Source organism: uncultured Marinobacter sp. (genome assembly GCF_963974375.1).
Taxonomy (GTDB): domain Bacteria; phylum Pseudomonadota; class Gammaproteobacteria; order Pseudomonadales; family Oleiphilaceae; genus Marinobacter.
In genome coordinates this window covers 1-18,503 of record NZ_CAXBDN010000057.1, presented here as the reverse complement: position 1 = coordinate 18,503, position 18,503 = coordinate 1, and the positions used below count along the sequence as shown (strand labels likewise).

The following is an 18,503-nucleotide window of genomic DNA, read 5'->3' as shown; positions in this document are numbered from 1 at the left end:
GCAACGCACATCGCAAAGCAGGCCACCGACGGTCCCTCCAAACCCGGCAATCCGGGGGCCAGCCAGACCATTCAGGAAGAAGAATATCGACACGCTTGTTGTCCGCGTCGACACCAAAAGCGAGGAACAGAAATGACCAGGCACTCTCACTCCAAAAACCCCCTTTATGCCCGATTTGTGCAACTTCGCCATATCAACATCAAGCACGTCCGGGAAATGTATCTGGTCTTCCAGGCCCACTACGAGCACACCGATGTCGACACCTTCATGTCTGACCTCAGCATGAAGGACGGTGCCATGCTCCTGATCGAACGGGACACCGACCGTATTGTCGGCTTTTCTACCGTGGTCACCATGGCCATCAATACCACCGGCGCCACTGGCGGAACCGGCATCTTCAGTGGTGACACCATTATTGAACCTCAATACTGGGGTTCCCGCGTTCTGCACATCGCCTTTCTCAAATACATCATCCTGCAAAAGCTCCGCAGACCGTTCAAGCCTACGTTCTGGCTGCTGATCAGCAAGGGCTATAAAACCTATCTGCTGATGGCCAACAACTTCGACCGTTACTATCCGCATCCGGACAACCGCTATCCGGAAATGGAGTCTCTGGTGCGGAATTACTGCGACGTACTGTTCCCCGGATACTACGACGACACCTCCAATCTTCTGGATTTTGGTGAATCCGCCCAGTGTCTGAAAAGCGGAATAGCCGGCGTGACCGAGGAGCTGGCCCGACAGGAATCCAAAATCCGCTTCTTCCAGCAGTGCAATCCCAGCTGGAGCCGTGGCACCGAGCTGCCCTGCATCGGTTTGCTGTCCTACACCATGCTTCTGAAAACCTTCATCAAGTGGACCATGCAATCCTCAGGCAGGTCACTCGGAAAATCCCTTGGCAAGGTGGGTGGGCGACTGAAGCTGCTGGGTGCCAAATGAACCGCTCGCAACTTGGCCACAGGCTGCTGCGGCAACTGGTGAAACCCGGAGAACAGGCCTTTCACAAGCATTCCCGTAATCTTGAATACAGCCAGAAAAAGCGTCTGACGGGCATCCTCAGGCAGGTAGCTGCCGTTTCAGGGGAGCGCGCCAGCTGGCACGGGCGCTGGGACTGGAAAACCTTCACCAGTACCCAGCCGGTCACGGTCTATGCAGACTGGAAGCAAGGTATAGAACAGCAAATGAGCCGCGGGAACCCGGTTCTGAGCTCGTCTCCGATCTCCCGATACCAGCCCACCAGCGGCTCCAGCTCGGCCATCAAATGGATCCCTTATACCCGTCAGTTCCTGACAGAGCTGGATGGCGCCATTGCCCCCTGGATGTCTGATCTCTATCGGCAATATCCCCGCATCGGCCATGGCCGGCATTACTGGTCATTATCCTGGCTGCCAACCAACATGCGACGGGATAGCAGCACCCACCTCAACGACGACATGAAGTTGCTGAGCTTTGGCAAGCGGGCTCTCATGACCCACACCCAGGCGGTGCCGGAGGGCGTGGCCCTGGCGCCGTCATCCGATGATGCCATGTTCGCCACCCTGGCCCACCTGGCGGCTGCTCCGGATCTGGCCATGCTGTCGGTCTGGAGCCCCACCTTTGCCCTGGGCCTGCTAGAGAATCTGGCCCGTTGGCGCGAGCCACTGGTCGAGGTACTGGCCACCGGCCATTGGGGACACCGGGAGGATGCGCTGGCGCCATTGCAGGCACCGTACTCCAGGCTGGCGGCGCGCAAACTGGCAGCCTGGGACGGCAAGCTGTGTTCCGACTTCTTCCGGGTACTGTGGCCTGATCTGGCACTCGTGAGTGCATGGGGCACCGCTGCCGCTGCCCCCTGGGCCAGCGAGCTGAGAAAATGGCTGCCCCACGCGGATTTTCAGGGTAAAGGTCTGTGGGCAACAGAAGGAGTGATTACCATTCCCCGGGGGGAGCACCACGTACTGGCTGCCAACTCCCATGTTTACGAATTTGAAGTGACGGCGACAGGCAAGATCATCGCCCCCTGGGAAGCCGAACCCGGGCAGGAGGTCAGCCCGCTGATCACCACCGGCAGCGATTTGTTACGGTATCGTCTGGGTGATCAGCTGAGGGTCACAGGGCACATTGAGGGCGCACCCTGCCTGCAGTTTCTCGGGCGCGGCAACACCGTTGACCTGGTGGGCGAGAAAACCGATGCGGTTGCGGTGCAGCGATGGCTTGATGGTATCGAATGGCCTGCCGACATCCGTCCGGTTACGATCCTCGGCACCAACAACGGCGGTGCAACCGGACGCCCGGGGTATGTCCTGGTGATTGATGTGCCTGTGAGCAATGGCACTCACGTCTGGCAGAACCATGAACGGCAGTGGGCGCGGGAGCTGGAGCACTTCATGCTCAACAGCTTTCACTACCGGCTGGCCAGAGACCTGGGGCAACTTGATCCGGTGCGTTGCGTTTGCCAGGCCAGTGCCTATGAGGTTTACGTTAACGCCTGCCGGGAAAGAGGCATGATCGACGGCAACATCAAGGTTGAGGCTCTGAAACACTGGCCCTCGTCGCTGCCCGAGACCTTTCAGGTAAAAGTGACGGTCTCCGCCATGGAGCGGATGGTGTGAAGCTGGCGGCGTCCCGGGCACGACCAGAAGATAACCTCGCCATACTTTCGCTGCTGTCCGGCACCCCGCAGCCGGGTGCTATCAGCCTGACCTTCGAGCGAGCGCCGGACTATTTCCACGGTGCCGCCATCAGTTGTGAGCAACCGGACGTGTTTGTATTGCGGTCGGCATCATCGGCCTCATCAGACATTATCGGGGTATTTGATATAGGCACTCGCCAGCTGTACATCAACGGTGAGCTGAAGGCCGTGCGCTACTTTCATGATTTGCGGCTGGCACCATCGGTCAGAGGCAGCCGGGCGCTCGGGTTGGTGTTTCAGACCACCCGCAGCCTGATGCAGGACGACGATCTGTTCCAGGCCGTTGTGCTCGACGAAAATCGCCTGTTCCTCAACGCCATGCTCAAACCCCGCAAAACCATGCCCAATCTGGCCGTCAAAGGCCGTATCGAAACCAGCCTGATATACGGTCGCGGGTCCCGCAGACACAGTTCCAGTGCCATTGATGTGCGCCAGGCAACCAACGCCGACATACCCGCCATGCAGGCCCTGATTGATCGCGAAGGTCCACGCAGGCAGTACTTTCACCATCATGACCTGTCACGATTGTCACAGCAGCACCCCTTTTACCGAGGTCTCAAAGTTGAAGATTTCTATCTGATTCATGCCGGTGGCGAATTGCTGGGAATGGCCGGTACCTGGGACCAGAAAATCTTCAAGCAGACCCGTATCGCGGGGTACAGCAAACCGGTCCGGATAAGCCGTCCGCTCTACAACACCTGGGCCCGCATTGCCGGAGGATTGCCGCTGCCCCGGCCCGGTCAGTGTTTCAGCTACCTGACGCTGCACACTCTGATAGTCCGGGACCAGGACCCCGGGTTGCTGCGGGTGCTTATCAATGAACTGCTTGCGGGGCCCGCGGGGGATTACGATGCCCTGGCCTGTGGTTTCTTCACTTCAGACCCACTGAACAGGGCGACGGCCCCGTTCCCCCGCAGGACGCTGCTCAGCCATCATTTTGTCGGATCCTGGAACCGCAAGCGCAGGCCGGAACTTGATTCCGAACTTGTTCCCTATGCCGACATTGCCCGTCTCTAGGAGTCTGCGCAATTTCTGCCGCGCAGACTCCTGGTGCCCCATCCGGTTACACAGGGTAACCCTGCGCCTTCGCGTTGATCGAAAAACAGGCGTATGATGGCCCATTGTCCGGAATTCCAGGCCTGAAGGGCCGGGAAGCCAGTATCCAGCGGAGCGGAGTAGCGGCACCGACACGGACCAACCGAACTCACTCAGGATACCCCTTACCATGATGTACTTTACCCACGAAATGAGCCGTCGCGCCCTGGCACCAGCACGCGTTCTGGCCAGTGCCCAGAGCAAATTGCTTCGCCATAAGCTGAACCCCTGGTCCAGGGTTCCCGGCACCCGCAGTATTGCTTCCGCGCTCAACGTGTTTGAAGATCTGACCAAGCGTTATCCCAAGCCTGCGTTCAACCTGGAGACTACGGTCTGCGATGGTGAAACCGTGCTGGTGAACGAGACCATCGTCAAGCGCAATGCCTTCTGCCAGCTCAAGCACTTCCAGCGCAACGTGGATCGTCCGGATGACCCCAAACTGCTGATTGTGGCGCCGCTGTCCGGCCACTTTGCTTCACTGCTGCGGGGTACGGTGGAAGCCATGCTGCCAAACCACGACGTTTACATCACCGACTGGCGTGATGCCAGCATGGTGCCCATTTCCGAAGGCAACTTCGGGCTCGACGATTACGTCGATTACGTGATTGATTTTATTGACCATATCGGCCCGGACACCCACGTGCTGGCGGTCTGTCAGCCGGTGGTACCGGTGCTGGCGGCCGTTTCCCTGATGGCTCAGGACGATCACCCCAATGCTCCCCGTTCCCTGGCCCTGATGAGTGGTCCGGTGGATGGCCGGGTTGATCCGACAGAACCCTGCGAGCTGGCCACCAAACACAAGCTCTCGTGGTTCAAGCGGAACCTGATTCACACGGTACCGCTGCCCTACCCCGGCACCATGCGCAAGGTCTACCCGGGCTTTTTGCAGCTGACCGGCTTTATCAACATGAACTTTGACCGTCACCTGGATGCCTATCGGGGCCTGTTCAAATCGATTCGCGATGATGACGAGCAGGAAGTGACCCGCCACCGGGAGTTTTACGACGAGTACCTGGCCGTCATGGATCTGCCGGACGCCTACTATCTGGACACCATTGAGCGCGTGTTCCAGGAATTCCACCTGGCCAAAGGTTGCTTCAGGCATCGCGGCAGACTGGTAAATCCCGGGGCCATCACCAAAACGGCGCTGATGACCATAGAAGGCGAGAAGGATGACATTTCCAGCCCCGGTCAGACCCGCGCTGCCCACACCCTGTGTACCGGTATTCCTGACGACCGTCGGGTACATCACCTGCAGCCCGGCGTCGGCCATTACGGCACGTTCAACGGTCGCCGGTGGCGCGAAGAGATTTCGCCCAGATTGCAGAAATTTATCCGCAGCGCCTGAACCAAACCAGTCTCAGACTTCTTGTTGCAGACTCTCCCCTCTGCTAACTTGAAAGACGGTACTCTTGATAAAACAGCGCTGAGGTCCCGGGGTTACCTGAATCCCGGGACCTCAGCGGATAACAAAAAGAGACAATGCGGTATTCGCCAGCAAACAGGCCAGACGATCTGTGAGCGTTGGTGAACAGGGGAGAACATCCATGTCCAAGAAACCCGTAAGATCATTTTCCGGTAGTGATGAAGAACCCCATGTTGTGCGCAAATCACTGGTCAGTGCCGGGGTGCACGGCAGTCGCCTGATCACTCGCTCGGTGCTCCGGCGCCTCAAAGGTGGCCGCCCCAGTCCGGTCAGCCTGAAGAGCGTGGCAAAACCCTTCCTGCGCTTCGGCACCCGATTTGCAACTCAACCTGACGCCATTATTACGGCCCAGATGCGGTTGATGCAGAATACGGCCATTCTCAGTGGTGGTGCGGTAATGAGCCTGATCAGCCGGGAACCCATGCGGGTGGCGGCTCCCGAAAAGGGCGATAATCGCTTCCGGGATGAGTCCTGGACCAACGTCGCCTACTTCAACATTCTCAAACAGTCCTATCTGATGTCAGATCGCTGGCTCAAGGACATCATAGAAGATGTCCGCGGTCTCGATGACCATGACCGGCACAAGGTCCGCTTCTATGCCAGCCAGGTTACTGATGCACTGTCACCCAGCAACTTTGTCCTGACCAATCCGGAAGTGCTGCGCACAACGGTCAATAGCCGGGGCCGTAATCTGTTGAAAGGTTTTGCCAACTTTTTGCGGGACCTTGACGAAGCGGACGGCCAGTTATCCTTCAGAATGTCGGACCCGGACGCCTTTGAGGTGGGCCGGAACCTGGCGGATACGCCGGGCGAAGTAGTCTACCAGAACGATCTGATGCAGCTGATCCAGTACCGGCCGACCACCGAAACAGTCCATCGTCGGCCGCTATTGGTGGTACCACCCTGGATCAACAAGTACTACATCATGGACCTGGGGGCGAAAAAATCCTTCATCCGTTACTGGGTTGAAAAGGGCCACACGGTTTTTGTGATTTCCTGGGTAAACCCGGGCAAGGAACACATCGACAAAGGTTTCGAGGATTACATGCTCGAAGGACCGGTGGAGGCTCTGGATGCGATCAAGCGAGCCACCGGTGAGAGTGAAGTCAATACCATCGGTTATTGCATAGGTGGCACCCTGCTGGGCTGCACCCTCTCATGGCTGGCCGCCCGCGGCGACGAACGGGTGAAGAGCGCCACCTTCTTCAACAGCCTGATGGACTTTTCCGACGTCGGCGATCTGGAGGTCTTCATCGACGAAGACCAGATCAAAAAGCTTGAAAAAGTCATGAAGAAGCAGGGCTACCTGGATGGCACCTCCATGGCCGCCGCTTTCAACATGCTGCGCGCCAACAGCCTGATCTGGTCCTTCTTCATCAACAATTACCTGCTGGGCCGGGAAACTCCGCCCTTCGACCTGCTGTACTGGAACTCCGACTGCACCCGGCTGCCGGGTGCCATGCAAAGCTTCTACCTGCGTAACATGTATCTTGAAAATCGCCTCCGCGAGCCTGGTGGCATCACCCTGGACGGCACGCCCATCAATCTTGCACAGGTCAAAGTGCCGGCCTATTTTGCCTCGGCCATCGAGGATCACATTGCGCCCTGGACATCTTGCTACAAGGGCTCGCGCTACCTTGGAGGTCCGGTACGCTTTGTCCTGGGCGGCTCCGGCCATATCGCCGGCATCATCAACCCGCCCTTCCAGCACAAGTACGGCTATCGGATCAATGAGAACGACGGCCTGTCGCCGGATGAGTGGCTTACCGGTGCCGAGCAGTTTGAGGGGTCCTGGTGGCCAGACTGGGTCAAATGGGCCGAGCAGTTCGGTGGCGGTGAAGTTCCGGCAAGAATACCCGGAGACGGAGAATTACCGATCATTGAACCCGCCCCGGGCTCCTATTTACGCAACCAGCCGGCGCCGAAAGCACCCGCTGCAAAGCCTGAACCCAGGGCCATCACAGCCAAAACGACGGTCCGCAAACCAGCAACGGCGAAATCGCCGCAACGTCAGCGGGTACGTAAACCAGCCAAGGTGAACTGACCGGAAGCTCCTCCGTGAACGCGTAGCCGAAACAGTATGCCCCGACACCCTGAGCCGCGCAGCAGAGCGAGGCTCAGGTTTTTTTTTGCAACCATGGCAACGGCGTATTTCCGCAGAGAACTTATAACTTTCCGGCTCGCTCCACTACCCAATAAAGGCTTATACAAGACACCACCAGGATCATGGCGGGCACACCGGCGCGCGCATACATACTGTATTTTCCCATCAAAAACAGCACAGGGAAGACAAGGATCAACAGAGCAAGCTGACCCAGTTCCACCCCAATGTTAAAACCGGCCAGGGCGATCACAGTCTGGGACACGCCACTGGTGAGATCCCCCAGGACGCTGGCGAAACCGAATCCATGGATAAGCCCGAAACCGAACGCCAGCCTCCAGGTCTTGTCACCCAGTATCGGCCAGAGGACGTTCACTGCAGCCACCACAATGGACAGGGCGATGATCATTTCCACCCAGGCGATGGGCAACTGCACGATATTCAGTGCCGCCAGTGCCAGGGTAATGGAGTGAGCCACAGTAAACGCCGTCACGATACCCGCAAGCTGCCAGAGCCGGGCTCCGAAGCTCGCCTCCCTGAGATCCCGGGCCATCCTGCGCTGGCGCCGATGGACGAATGTTGCCGGCAGGATCAATACCAGCAAAAACAGAATGTGGTCGAGGCCAATCAGCAGGTGCACCACTCCCTCATAAATAAACGTTGTAAAGGTTGCGAATACAGATGGCGGAGCGGATGCCAGATCCAGTTGCTGCTGGTCGGGGCCCATCACCGCCAGTGACTCACCTGACACCGCAGTCCATTGAACCAGGCCACGGTGCAGGGGATCCAGGTCGAACAACAGGTCATAGTCCATGGCGCTTACGGGGACCTCGCCGGGACAGCGAATATCATAGCTGGCCGCCGCATAGGGACCATCGCTGTGATTCGCCAGACCCCACTCGGTTCCCCTCAGCGTGCAGCTACCGGCTTCACTACGAAAGTGTATGCCCGCTTCGACGAAAGCGGTGATCGCAGCCCGCCCGGCTTTCACTTCGGCGCCAGTCAGTTGGCCATCGCCGTTGCTGTCCAGCGACAGGGCCAGGGCCAGGTCCCGCAGCGCAACATCAATCCGTACCGAGGCGGCTTCCGGATGACTCTGATCCAGATAGATGAAACTGTCGCTCGCTTTATGAGCGAAGACGTTGGTGGAAGCCAGCACCAGAACGTTCAAAAACAGCCAGTTCAGGTAACGGGTCATGGCTGCACCTCCGGGAAGCGGGCGTCCTGCTGGCGATTGGCGGCAAGCCAGTTGGCAACATTGGTGATGCTGGAGCGGTCGGCGCTGGCGCGAGCAGTCCGCAGCAGTAATCGGGTGTCCATAGGTTCACGCTGCTCCTGCCAGTTCTCGCGGGCATGAGCCAGGGCCTGTTGGGGCTGCTGCTGCAGATCCAGCAGGAAACGGGCATATTCACGCTGATGCAGCAAGCTGCCACGCCAGCGAGCCTCGGCAAAACGCTCCTCCAGGGATCCGATCAAGGCCTGCGCCGCGGGTGCCCCGGTGGCATCCAGAGCAATAGCCCGTAAAACTGCCAAAGCGTCGATTGCCTCCTGACCCGAGGTCAGGGCAATGACTTCCGGGTAGCGCTGCTGCTGGATCAGCCAGTCGGCAAGCTGAGTGCGGCTGTAGAGGTCATCCGGAGACAGAATAAGGGCCTGTTTCCAATGGTTCTCGGCCTCGACACGACCGAGCTGGGCCGCAATATCCGCCAGAGTGCCCTCGGCCCAGGCCCTGGAAGCGCGATCAGACCCGCGCGGTGACTGTTGCAGCTGCGTCAGAAGTGACTGATAGGCAGACGCTGCCTGGCCAGTGCGAGCCACAACCTGAGCCCCACAGCTGGCAGCGATCAGGCCGGGGTAATGTGTCTGTAATGACTCACAGGCCTGCGCCGCCGCCGGGTAATTACCCTGCACGATTTCGAGGTTGGCCAGGGTTAGCAGGGCCTGCACCCGTTGCTGTCGGTCAGGACTGCCCGCGAGCACCTGGGCAAGTTCGGTTCGGGCCTCTTCAAAACGATGCAGGCTTTGCCAGAGCGTTGCCCGCAACACCTTCAGGCGATCATTCATGCGGGTTTCAGGCCAGCCCTGTAACAGGCGCTGGGCGTAGCCCAGAAACCGGGGGTCTCCGGTTGAACGAGCCTGACCCAGGTATTCCTGGACCTGGTCAGCCAGGTCGCCGGGGTTGGTAAACGAGGTGTCACTGGCCGGTGCCATATCCGGCAAGGTCACCAGCACCTGGTCATCGGAAAATTCGATCTGTATGGGGGCGGGGGCGGCGAGACAGACAGCTGACGCGGTCAACGCCAGCAGGCCGCCGACAACCCTGTCCCGAAGGGCAGGGATGAAGGCCGAGCACCCGGACCGAAGTCCGGTCGCCCGGTCAAGCCCATTCGCCTCAGAACAGCGCGTCAATGGCTTGCTGGTCATCGAAGCTAAACTCCTTATTGTCGATGTTGACCGCGTCCCGGTCATCAGTCGTATTCTCCAGCTCCGCAATAATAAACTCGGTGCCGACCTGCTCGGTCATTCCGGGACCCTCATCGGGCGTCTCGTCGATATTGGCACCGCTACCGCTGTTGCCGCCGAAGCAGCCGGCCAAAGACAGCCCCAGCAGGGCAACTCCGGTTGTTCGCATAATGGCTTTCATCATCCGCTCCTTACGAGTTGGGTGAGCCGGCGACCGGAGTGGCCAGATACGGGAAGCTGGTTTTCAGCTCAGCGGGGTTCAGCTGAACACCGTCGGTAAATGGCGCATCGCGGTTGGGTGCATCGGTGGTAAGAGCCCCCATAACAACCCGCAGAGCGATATCCACCACGTCATCCACCGGGCGACGACCATTGGGGAAACCGGCAACGTCACCACCCAGCACGCCCAGATCATTCTGGGAGGCGGCCGCTGTCACCGGGATCGCCGGATTCAGTCGCAGCATTTCCGAGCCCGTTACCCCCACCGGCTGGTTAAGGTCTGGCACACCGGTCAGAAACGCTGTCACCAGATCTGTGCGCGGGAAGTTGTCGGGAGCCTCGGCACCGGCACCGGCGAAAAGGATCTCCAGCAGTTCCGGCAGCGTCGGATGAGTCACATAGGTGGCGAACTGACCGTCATCCTTCGGTTCGCTGGTATTAAAACCATCCTTGTCCTTGAGTCCGATGACGACCTCATTGACCAGAGGCATACCCAGACGGGACACCTGCGCATAGGCACCGCCTTCGATAGCGGCGCCCTTGTCGTTGGCACTGGGTGTGGGATTAATCACCCGGATCTGACGCAGACTCGCTGTTGTCCAGGCGCCGATCACCGGATCTTCGGAGGCAGTCTGGGCGCTACCGGTCAGGCATTCAGAGGGAACTTCCAGGGCGAAGGAAGTGACGTTCTTGTCGGCCAGATCACCGGCACCCGCTCCATTACGAGGTCCCAGCGGGTTGGTGTTGACCAGGTCAAAGATCTCCCCCAGATTCACCGCAAAGGCCTCCTTGCGCTGACCCACAAAGACCTTTCCATGGACGCTGCAACCAGGAATGGCAATGTCGTGGACAAAGCTGTCGGCATAGCTGCCGTAATCGGCGAAGGATTTAGCGCCGATATTGTCCAGAGGCTTGGTGAAGGTTTCCATACCAGTGCCGACGTTCATCGCGGTTTGGCGGGTGCCGGAGCGGCGATCACCGCGGATCACCTGAACGGTATATTCCTGACGGAACTGAACGTTGGCGTTGTTGCTGGCGTCACCGATGTTCTTCAGGGGCACCGAAACCATCTGCTGGTTTCCTTCAGCGCCAACCGGGAGCTGAATATCATTGAGGATGTCATTGAACTTGAACTGAAAGGTCAGGTTCTCACGAGCATCGCCGTTGTTATCTACGTGGATTTCGTAAACAGCGTCTTCATCCAGGTCGAAGTAATTGGGACCGCCGTAGGCATCCTGCAACGGCAGGTAGTTGGCAATCATGGTCACAAACCCGTCACGGCCACTTTCGTAGCTGCGAAACATGTAGAAGTCGGTTCCATCCACTTTAGGATTTTCGGTAATGAACGGAGCTTCGCGGTGGCTGGATGCCTGGGTCACACCTGCAGCGAGACAGAGCCCGGTAATGGCGATGGCCAGGCCCGAGCGTTTCATTCCTGTAGTCATGGCAAATTCCTCAATGATTGATATTGTTGGTGCGCGCAAGGGAGGTAACGGGTGAGCTCAGAAAAAAGATGCAGCGAACTTCAAAATTTTTTTACTTCTTTGCGCAGGTGCATCTTTTTAGTGTCCGGCCGCGTAATCTGACTGTTGCCCTTTAAACCATGTGAAGCAGTCAGGGAGATGTTCATGCACGATGAGGCGGGCCAGGAGGAGCTGATACGGCTACTCAATGCCGTGGCGCACCAGGACCGGGAGGCCTTCCAGGCCCTCTACGCGGCCGTTGCCGGTCGCCTGTTCGGCCTCTGCAATCGGCTGGCGGGTCAGCGGGAACTGGCGGAGGAAGCGTTGCAGGAGGCGTTTATCCGCATCTGGCATCATGCCGGTGAGTATCACAGTGACCGCGGATCCCCCATGAGCTGGATGATGACCATTGCCCGTTATCGCACCCTTGATCTGATGCGGGCACGCAAGGTTCGCCAGGCGGAAGGCGAAGAGGTGCTGGCTGATCTGGCTGACGGGCGCGCCGGTCCCATGGAATCCTCCCTGGCCGGTGCCGGCAACCGGGCTCTGGCCGGCTGTATTGATGAGCTCAGTGCCGATCAGCGCGACTGCCTCCTGCTGAGTTTTTACCGGGGCCTGACCCATGAGGAGCTGTCCACTACCATGAGCACCCCGGTGGGAACCATAAAAAGCTGGGTGCGCCGTGGCCTGCTGGCTCTGAAGAGGTGCCTCGAGCGATGAAAAAAACACCGGAACGTATTGAAATACTGGCTGCGGAATACGTACTTGGCACCCTGCATGGCGGTGCTCGTCGTCGCTTTGAACAGTGGATGATGGAATCCGGCCGGGTGCGTCAGGAAGTCTGGTACTGGGAGCAAAAGCTTGGTGGCCTGGCAGAGCCAGTGCCAGCAGAGCAGCCGCCGGCTCGGGTCTGGGAGCGAATTGAAGGTCGACTCTGGCCCGTCGCAAATAAACCGGCTGGCAGCCGCATCATGGCCTGGCTGTGGCCAGGATGGAGCCTGGCTGCCACGGCAGCTGCCATGGTGCTCGCCATCATGCTGGTGCAGCAGCCTGCCACTGGTCCCGGACTGGCCGGTGCCGTTGTTCAGGAGAACGTCAGTGATCCGCTCTGGTTGATCAGCGAAACGCCCAGCGACCGCGGACTGAGACTGCGGCCAGTAGCAGCGATCAGCCCGGAAGCGGGCAAGGACTACGAGTTGTGGGTAGTGCCGGAAGATGGCCAGCCACTGTCGCTTGGGGTCATGAAACTCGGGAACGTGTATCGGGTTACGCTTGACGACGCGGCCAGGGATGCCCTGAGCCGGAGCCGGACCCTGGCCATCAGCCTGGAGCCTGAAGGTGGCTCACCAACCGGTGTTCCCACCGGGCCCATTCTCCATGTCACGCAGCTGTATGAGCTTTAGTGGATAGCACCAGTCATAGAAAAAGACCGGCTGTGAGACGATAATCTGGATGCTACAGGGCAGAAAATGGAGCTCCGCCGGTCAGGGATGGCCAGCCGATTCAACCAGCTCATAGCGGACATCATTTCTGCCGCTCGCCTTGACCTTATAAAGCGCGTTGTCGGCGCTACGGACCAGATCTTCCACAGTCAGGCCGGAGTGGGGCACCACCGACGAAATTCCGATACTGATGGTAAGAAACGGCTCGATGGGACTGCTATCGTGCTTGATGTTTGCGGCGATGATCGCTTCACGAAGCGATGCCGCGATATCCATAGCGTCATCGACACCGGTTCCCGGTAGCACCACGAGGAATTCCTCACCACCATACCTTGCGACCATGTCTGACCTTCGTTGGATGATGTTCCCGAGGATGGCGGCAACCCGCTTCAATGCCAGGTCTCCCGCCTGATGCCCATAACGGTCATTGAACGGCTTGAAGAAATCGATGTCGACCAGCATGACGGTGAGAATATCGCCGGTTCGCTGCAGCAGGTCCCAGGACTGCTCCAGTTTCTTGTCAAGCGCCAGCCGGTTAGGCAGACCGGTAAGCGGGTCGTGCTCTGACAAACGCTTCAATTCGGTATTGGCTGACTGCAGTTCGCTTTGCATGCCCAGCACCTGTTGATGCTTGGCGGACAGTTCGGCATTCAGTCGCAGCAGTTCGGTATTGTTCGATTCGATCACTCCCAGCATGGAATTGAACTCCCTGGACAGGGCGCCAATTTCATCGTCGTTTCTGACCTTCGCCCGAAGGGAAAAATCCATGATATTGGAGATGCCTGCAATATCAGCCTTGAGGCTCCTGATCGGCCTGACCACAAGCCCACGAAACAGAACCAGCAGCGCAGTCGCCAGCAGAAGGCAGGATAAAATCATCAGAACAACACCAAAAATGGTGATCTCCCGGCCAAGCCTGGTGATGTTGCGGGACAGAACCGCAGTTGCCCGCAGGCTGGGCGTCCCCTCAATACTGTAGATTTTCGAGGCAGAGAGCGTGCTCCGGTCTATTTCACGCACAATGTAGGTTTCCGAAACAGCCGACGCCTGACGTTCCGCAAGCGGTTCGATACTGAAATTCTGGACCACTTGCTCCGAAAACCGGTTGATCAGGTCTTCATCCAGAAACTGACCGAACACCACATAACCTCTATGGGGCCCGGAGCCATCGCTCCGAACGATTGGCCGCATGGCAAAGAGCACCGGAATACCGGACACCTGAACAATGCCGCTCGTCTTCTGATTATCAATGCGCTCGTCCAGATCAATACGGTCGGCGAACACGGCTATCTCTGCCAGAACTTCATCCAGGTAGGTGTCGGTCAGATCAACATACCCTCCCTCCGCAGGAAAATCGTACACCCTGCCCCAGACCGGCTCCCGGTCAAGATTCAGAAACAGGGCCACATCGAAACCGAAGTTGAGAAAGGTATCCGGATACAGGTTGGACTCGATATACACAGGGTTTCTGCCGGTTACAAAGGTGTAGGTGTTATCCCACGCCGCCCAGTCGTATACGGTGAAATCAATGGTTTCCCGCTGCGCGTCCAGCCTCCGGACCACCCGGTCGATGCTGTTGTGTGCGTAGTCGATCTCGATATTGTGAAATGCGGGAAAAATAATGCTGCGCTGAATGACAAAGGCTGAAAGTGACAACAACAGCCCCATCAGCACTATAAGCACAGTAGTTTTTGCAGATATCGACATCGGACAGGCCTTGTAGGCGAACAACTGTTTCAGCGTGGGTTCGGCCAGATCCATCCGCGCTCTACCTGTTCATATTTTCTACAGTAATTACTCCCGGTGGAAGGGGTTGTACAAGATTTGACAGTCCGGTAACGAACAAGGGGTATAAGCGGTGGCTGACCAACATCAGGGGCACCCCGAACCCGATAACCGATCCGGGTCCGGGGTGCCTGATCAGAGTTTTCGATCAGAACCCTTTACGCTCGATAGTCCAGCCGTTCAACTCACAGGCAGTGCATGCGCCGGTGAACAATTCAGCTGCAGCGGTATCGTCCTTGAGCTGATACAACCACCAGGCGGTGCTCATACCCCGGAAACGCCCAAAGCTGAAGGAAGGTTCAAAGTGACTGCCGGCGTCGAGGGTGGCCCAGAACACCGGCACATCCACACGCTGGAATATCGGCCCCTGAACCCGGTCACGGGAGGCGATCAGATCAGCACCGCCAGACAGCAACAACATCGGACCGGTCTGGTCACCAAACCGGAAGCCGAACGGATATGGCTGCATGGGCGCTGTTGCTGTAACCCGTGGGTCCTCCCCCACGAAGACCGCACCGCCACCACCCTGAGAGTGGCCGGAAGCACCAATACGGGAGAAGTCCACCTGGCTGCCATAACTGGCGTTGCGGACAGCGTCGATACAATTCAGCATTTCAGTACCGGTACCTGCATTGGCGGTATTGGCCGCCGCGACCACGAAACCGTGGGACGCCCAGTGCCGGAGACCCGCGGAATAGGCAGAGGGCCCTGTTCCCGTGCCGTTGCCCCATAGAATCAGCGGCGTTCCTGCGGGCACATTGCGAGGCCGGAACACGGTGCAACCCTGGCCTTCAGCGTCAGACGTCGTCGCCAAAGCACCGGTTGAAGCATAGGCTGAGGTGGGATCGCTACTGTCACCGCCACCGCCCATACCCAGGGCGAGCACAGAACCGGAGAGCACCAACGCGCCAGCGGTGACAACAGCTTTGCTGAAAACGGAGGCATTCAGTCTTTTGAGAGTCATAGTATTTTCCCTGTTCGTCAGAACCAGACCATTATTGCAATGGCATGAGCGGGCTTGACTGCCACATTCAGGTAACAACCGGGCTACCGGATGAATGAGCCCGAGCCGATAGTAAAGGCTGCCGCGCCGTGAGAATCATTACTGATTCTGCAAATGTGAAAGGGATGGCATCAAGGAGAAAAGACTGGGACAGCGGTCACTCCAGGCCAGCACGACCAACCAGCAGTGTCCATGATCCCGATACACCATGACGGTCAGCCGTGATGACAGATCTGCCGGAAAACCGGTTCGATTGCGAGACAGGTTACTGTTTAATCAACGCGATAAAGTGCTACCCTCCCCACCCCCAAGGCCTGCATCCAGAACCTTGCCTGACCAACATCAATCCGGAGCCTGAACGTTTTCATGAGAATCATTATTCGCTATTTCTTCCGCACCCTGCGCCTGGTGCTGACACCATTCATGCTGCTAAACGAAAAACTCAGCACGCCCAAAAGCATGACCCGCACGCCCGACGAGCAGGCGCGTGCTGATCTGGCCAGCAAACAACTCGCCCTGTATCAGTTCAGCGCGTGTCCGTTCTGTATCAAGGTGCGCAAGGAAATCGCCCGACTGGGACTGAACATCGAAACCCGTGACGCCCAGCATGACCAACAACACCGTTCAGACCTGGAAGCCGGTGGCGGCCACATCAAAGTGCCTTGCCTGCGGATTAAACGGGAAGATGGAAGTGAGCAGTGGCTTTACGAATCCGGTGACATCAAGGCATGGCTGCAGAAACGGTTCGAGACGGCGTGAAAAGCAAGGCTCTGACTTTCACTCTGTATGCCCCAGATGCGAGATCAGGCCCCCTGCCCTGACTGGGCACGTGCACGATTATCCAAACCGGAGACGAGCTGTCATAAAAACTTCACAATAACTCTGGTTTTGCAGCTTCAGAGACCCGCTCTGGCGCCGTTAAATACTTCGCGCCGTCTCTAACCGTGCGTATGTGCTACGTGCCTCTTTTTCGTAACGTTCCGGAAACTATCAATGAACTGGTATCTGAAGAGTATCCTCAACCGGGTACTTCTGGTTGTTCTGACAGCCAACCTTATTGTCGCCGCTGTTGCTGTTGTCTACCTGAACTTTTCACTGAAGGTAAAAAACGACTTCAATGGCCTGGTCGCTGAGCAGATGGTCACTGCTCTGGAAGCACAGGACGTGCTTTCAGAGTTCAAAACGCAGGTTCAGGAATGGAAAAACGTCCTTATCCGGGGATCCGACGCCGGTCAGCGCGACAAATACTGGCAAAGCTTTCAACAGCGTGAGGCCTCCATTCAACGGCAACTGGATACGCTGATCCCCAGAATCAAGGAACCTACTGCCGAGGCGTTGCTGGTTGATTTTCAGCGGGCTCACCGGCAAATGGGCCAGGCATACCGGAAGGGTTTTGAGTCGTTTACCCGGTCCGGGTTTGACCCCGGCGCCGGTGACACAGCGGTTCAGGGTATCGACCGGGAGCCAGCCCGGCTGATTGAAGATGCCGCAGCTGCCGTCCGGGAGGATGGGCTTGCACGGGCCGGAGAGCTTAACAGAACAGTGACTGAACGTAGCTGGATAGTGGCCAGTCTGCTGATCCTTGCCATTATTGGCGGCACCCTTGGACTGATCCTGATGCTCGTATCCGGCGTGGTCCGCCCCGCCCGAAAACTCACTACCCAGATATCAAGACTGGGCGAGGGTGATCTCTCAGACCCTGTCACCATGAAACGCGCCGACGAGCTGGGACAGCTGGCGGAAGCAGCTCGCAGTCTTCACCGGTTTCTCAGCGATACCGGAATCCAACTGAGTAAAAACGCACGGCAGTTGAACGCCACTGGTGAGCTGATCAGTAACAACGCCAACAACGTGGTGAATCAGTCTGACCTGGCCCATCAGCGCATCGATCAGATAGCGACAGCAATGAACGAGATGTCTGCGACCGCACAGGATGTCGCCCGCCATGCAGCGTCTGTTGCCACCGAAGTTACCCAGGCCTCGGATGAGACGGCTACCGCTGACTCGGAAATCAATAAGGCCGTTGAAAGCATGCTACGGCTGACGGATCAGATTCGCAGCTCCACCGAAACCGTCAACCAGCTGGCTAACGACGGGCGAAAAGTAGGCACAGTGATGCAGGTTATCCGCGAAATTGCGGACCAGACCAACCTGCTGGCACTGAATGCTGCCATCGAGGCAGCTCGGGCGGGCGATGCAGGCCGGGGGTTCGCGGTGGTGGCCGATGAAGTGCGCAAGCTGGCTGCCAAAACCCAGGAGGCGACGGTCGAGATTGATCAGATAATCACTGCCATTGGCGGCGCATCCCGAGACGCCACGGAATTCATGCAGGCATCCGAGGTAGTTGCCCGGGAGAGCAGCGAAGCGGTGGATGCAGTACGCAGCACATTGGGCAGAATTACCCAGAGAATGGCCAGCATTAACGACTCCACCACCCAGGTGGCCACGGCAGCAGAAGAGCAGACCAGTGTGTGCGAGGACATCAACCGTAACGTGACTGACGTTGCCGAAACGTCCGAGGCCATGCACCAGGCTGCGCGTAACAATCTGCAGACTGTGCCAGAGCTGGAGGCCATGGCCACGAAGGCTCAGAGTCTGGCAAGCCGCATCCGGCAATAATGCCCGGCCAACCCGGAGCGTGATAAATCAGCGAGTGTTCTCAAGCAACCACTGGTTGATCTGGGCATGGTTCATGGCGCCACTGTGACGGGCCAGTTCCTTGCCGTTGCGGAACAGTATCAGGGTGGGAATACTGCGGATCCCATACTGACCTGACGGGCCCGGATGCTGTTCTGTGTTGAGCTTGGCAAAGCGCACCTTGCCTTTCCAGCCAGG

General features: G+C 58.1%; 16 protein-coding genes. 9 read left to right on the top strand and 7 right to left on the bottom strand.

The genetic code is table 11. From position 1 onward, the window contains the following. Positions 1-132 precede the first annotated feature (132 nt). The 5 genes from AAC035_RS06995 to phaC all read left to right on the top strand — a co-directional run bounded on the left by AAC035_RS06995 (position 133) and on the right by phaC (position 7,236). On the top strand, positions 133-939 hold the full coding sequence (locus AAC035_RS06995) for a hypothetical protein (RefSeq protein ID WP_339801767.1): 807 nt from the start codon (positions 133-135) through the stop codon (positions 937-939). Beyond that, positions 936-2,591, top strand: coding sequence for a GH3 auxin-responsive promoter family protein (locus AAC035_RS06990; RefSeq protein ID WP_339801764.1), 1,656 nt, complete (start codon positions 936-938; stop codon positions 2,589-2,591). Before AAC035_RS06995 ends, AAC035_RS06990 begins: the two co-directional genes overlap by 4 nt. Beyond that, positions 2,588-3,688 (top strand): hypothetical protein, encoded by a 1,101-nt coding sequence (locus tag AAC035_RS06985; protein ID WP_339801762.1) that lies wholly within the window; start codon positions 2,588-2,590, stop codon positions 3,686-3,688. The genes AAC035_RS06990 and AAC035_RS06985 overlap by 4 nt, the downstream gene beginning before the upstream one ends. Before the next feature lie 208 nt (positions 3,689-3,896). Then, positions 3,897-5,114, top strand: coding sequence for a polyhydroxyalkanoate depolymerase (gene phaZ / locus AAC035_RS06980; RefSeq protein ID WP_339801759.1), 1,218 nt, complete (start codon positions 3,897-3,899; stop codon positions 5,112-5,114). Between the two features lie 199 nt (positions 5,115-5,313). Next, positions 5,314-7,236: a class I poly(R)-hydroxyalkanoic acid synthase gene (gene phaC, locus AAC035_RS06975; RefSeq protein ID WP_339801757.1), complete on the top strand. Its 1,923-nt coding sequence runs from the start codon at positions 5,314-5,316 to the stop codon at positions 7,234-7,236. Between the two features lie 121 nt (positions 7,237-7,357). On the opposite strand, the gene AAC035_RS06970 is transcribed toward phaC, so the two are convergent. Genes AAC035_RS06970 through AAC035_RS06955 form a run of 4 tightly spaced genes read right to left on the bottom strand, consistent with a single transcriptional unit; the run spans position 7,358 to position 11,420 of the window. Continuing rightward, the gene (locus tag AAC035_RS06970) at positions 7,358-8,491 is read right to left on the bottom strand and encodes a HupE/UreJ family protein (RefSeq protein ID WP_339801754.1); all 1,134 of its coding nucleotides are present in this window, start codon (positions 8,489-8,491) and stop codon (positions 7,358-7,360) included. Then, a complete protein-coding gene (locus AAC035_RS06965) occupies positions 8,488-9,717 on the bottom strand; it encodes a hypothetical protein (RefSeq protein ID WP_339801751.1) in 1,230 nt (409 codons plus the stop codon). Before AAC035_RS06965 ends, AAC035_RS06970 begins: the two co-directional genes overlap by 4 nt. Beyond that, positions 9,686-9,940 (bottom strand): hypothetical protein, encoded by a 255-nt coding sequence (locus AAC035_RS06960; protein ID WP_339801749.1) that lies wholly within the window; start codon positions 9,938-9,940, stop codon positions 9,686-9,688. The genes AAC035_RS06965 and AAC035_RS06960 overlap by 32 nt, the downstream gene beginning before the upstream one ends. A 7-nt stretch (positions 9,941-9,947) precedes the next feature. Continuing rightward, entirely contained in the window at positions 9,948-11,420 is a 1,473-nt protein-coding gene (locus AAC035_RS06955; RefSeq protein WP_339801746.1) for a DUF4331 domain-containing protein, read from the bottom strand. A gap of 183 nt (positions 11,421-11,603) precedes the next feature. Here AAC035_RS06955 and AAC035_RS06950 point away from each other — a divergent pair, with 183 nt between their 5' ends. Further along, positions 11,604-12,158 carry a sigma-70 family RNA polymerase sigma factor gene (locus AAC035_RS06950; protein WP_339801743.1) on the top strand — a complete coding sequence of 185 codons (555 nt, stop codon included), beginning with the start codon at positions 11,604-11,606 and terminating at the stop codon, positions 12,156-12,158. After that, the gene (locus AAC035_RS06945; protein WP_339801740.1) at positions 12,155-12,841 is read left to right on the top strand and encodes an anti-sigma factor; all 687 of its coding nucleotides are present in this window, start codon (positions 12,155-12,157) and stop codon (positions 12,839-12,841) included. The genes AAC035_RS06950 and AAC035_RS06945 overlap by 4 nt, the downstream gene beginning before the upstream one ends. 81 nt (positions 12,842-12,922) lie before the next feature. On the opposite strand, the gene AAC035_RS06940 is transcribed toward AAC035_RS06945, so the two are convergent. Both AAC035_RS06940 and AAC035_RS06935 read right to left on the bottom strand, forming a co-directional pair. Next, positions 12,923-14,641: a diguanylate cyclase gene (locus AAC035_RS06940; RefSeq protein ID WP_339801737.1), complete on the bottom strand. Its 1,719-nt coding sequence runs from the start codon at positions 14,639-14,641 to the stop codon at positions 12,923-12,925. Positions 14,642-14,813: 172 nt separating this feature from the next. Then, complete coding sequence (locus AAC035_RS06935) at positions 14,814-15,629, bottom strand: alpha/beta hydrolase (protein WP_339801735.1); 816 nt, start codon at positions 15,627-15,629, stop codon at positions 14,814-14,816. A 405-nt stretch (positions 15,630-16,034) separates the two neighbouring features. Between AAC035_RS06935 and AAC035_RS06930 the strand changes: the two genes are divergently transcribed. Together AAC035_RS06930 and AAC035_RS06925 are read left to right on the top strand one after the other, a co-directional pair. Further along, entirely contained in the window at positions 16,035-16,427 is a 393-nt protein-coding gene (locus tag AAC035_RS06930; RefSeq protein ID WP_339801732.1) for a glutathione S-transferase N-terminal domain-containing protein, read from the top strand. 234 nt (positions 16,428-16,661) lie between these two features. Next, positions 16,662-18,287: a methyl-accepting chemotaxis protein gene (locus AAC035_RS06925; RefSeq protein WP_339801730.1), complete on the top strand. Its 1,626-nt coding sequence runs from the start codon at positions 16,662-16,664 to the stop codon at positions 18,285-18,287. Positions 18,288-18,314: 27 nt separating this feature from the next. Here the strand turns inward: AAC035_RS06925 and AAC035_RS06920 are convergent. Continuing rightward, positions 18,315-18,503: thioredoxin domain-containing protein (locus tag AAC035_RS06920; protein WP_339801727.1), on the bottom strand; the 189-nt coding region annotated here is incomplete at its 5' end.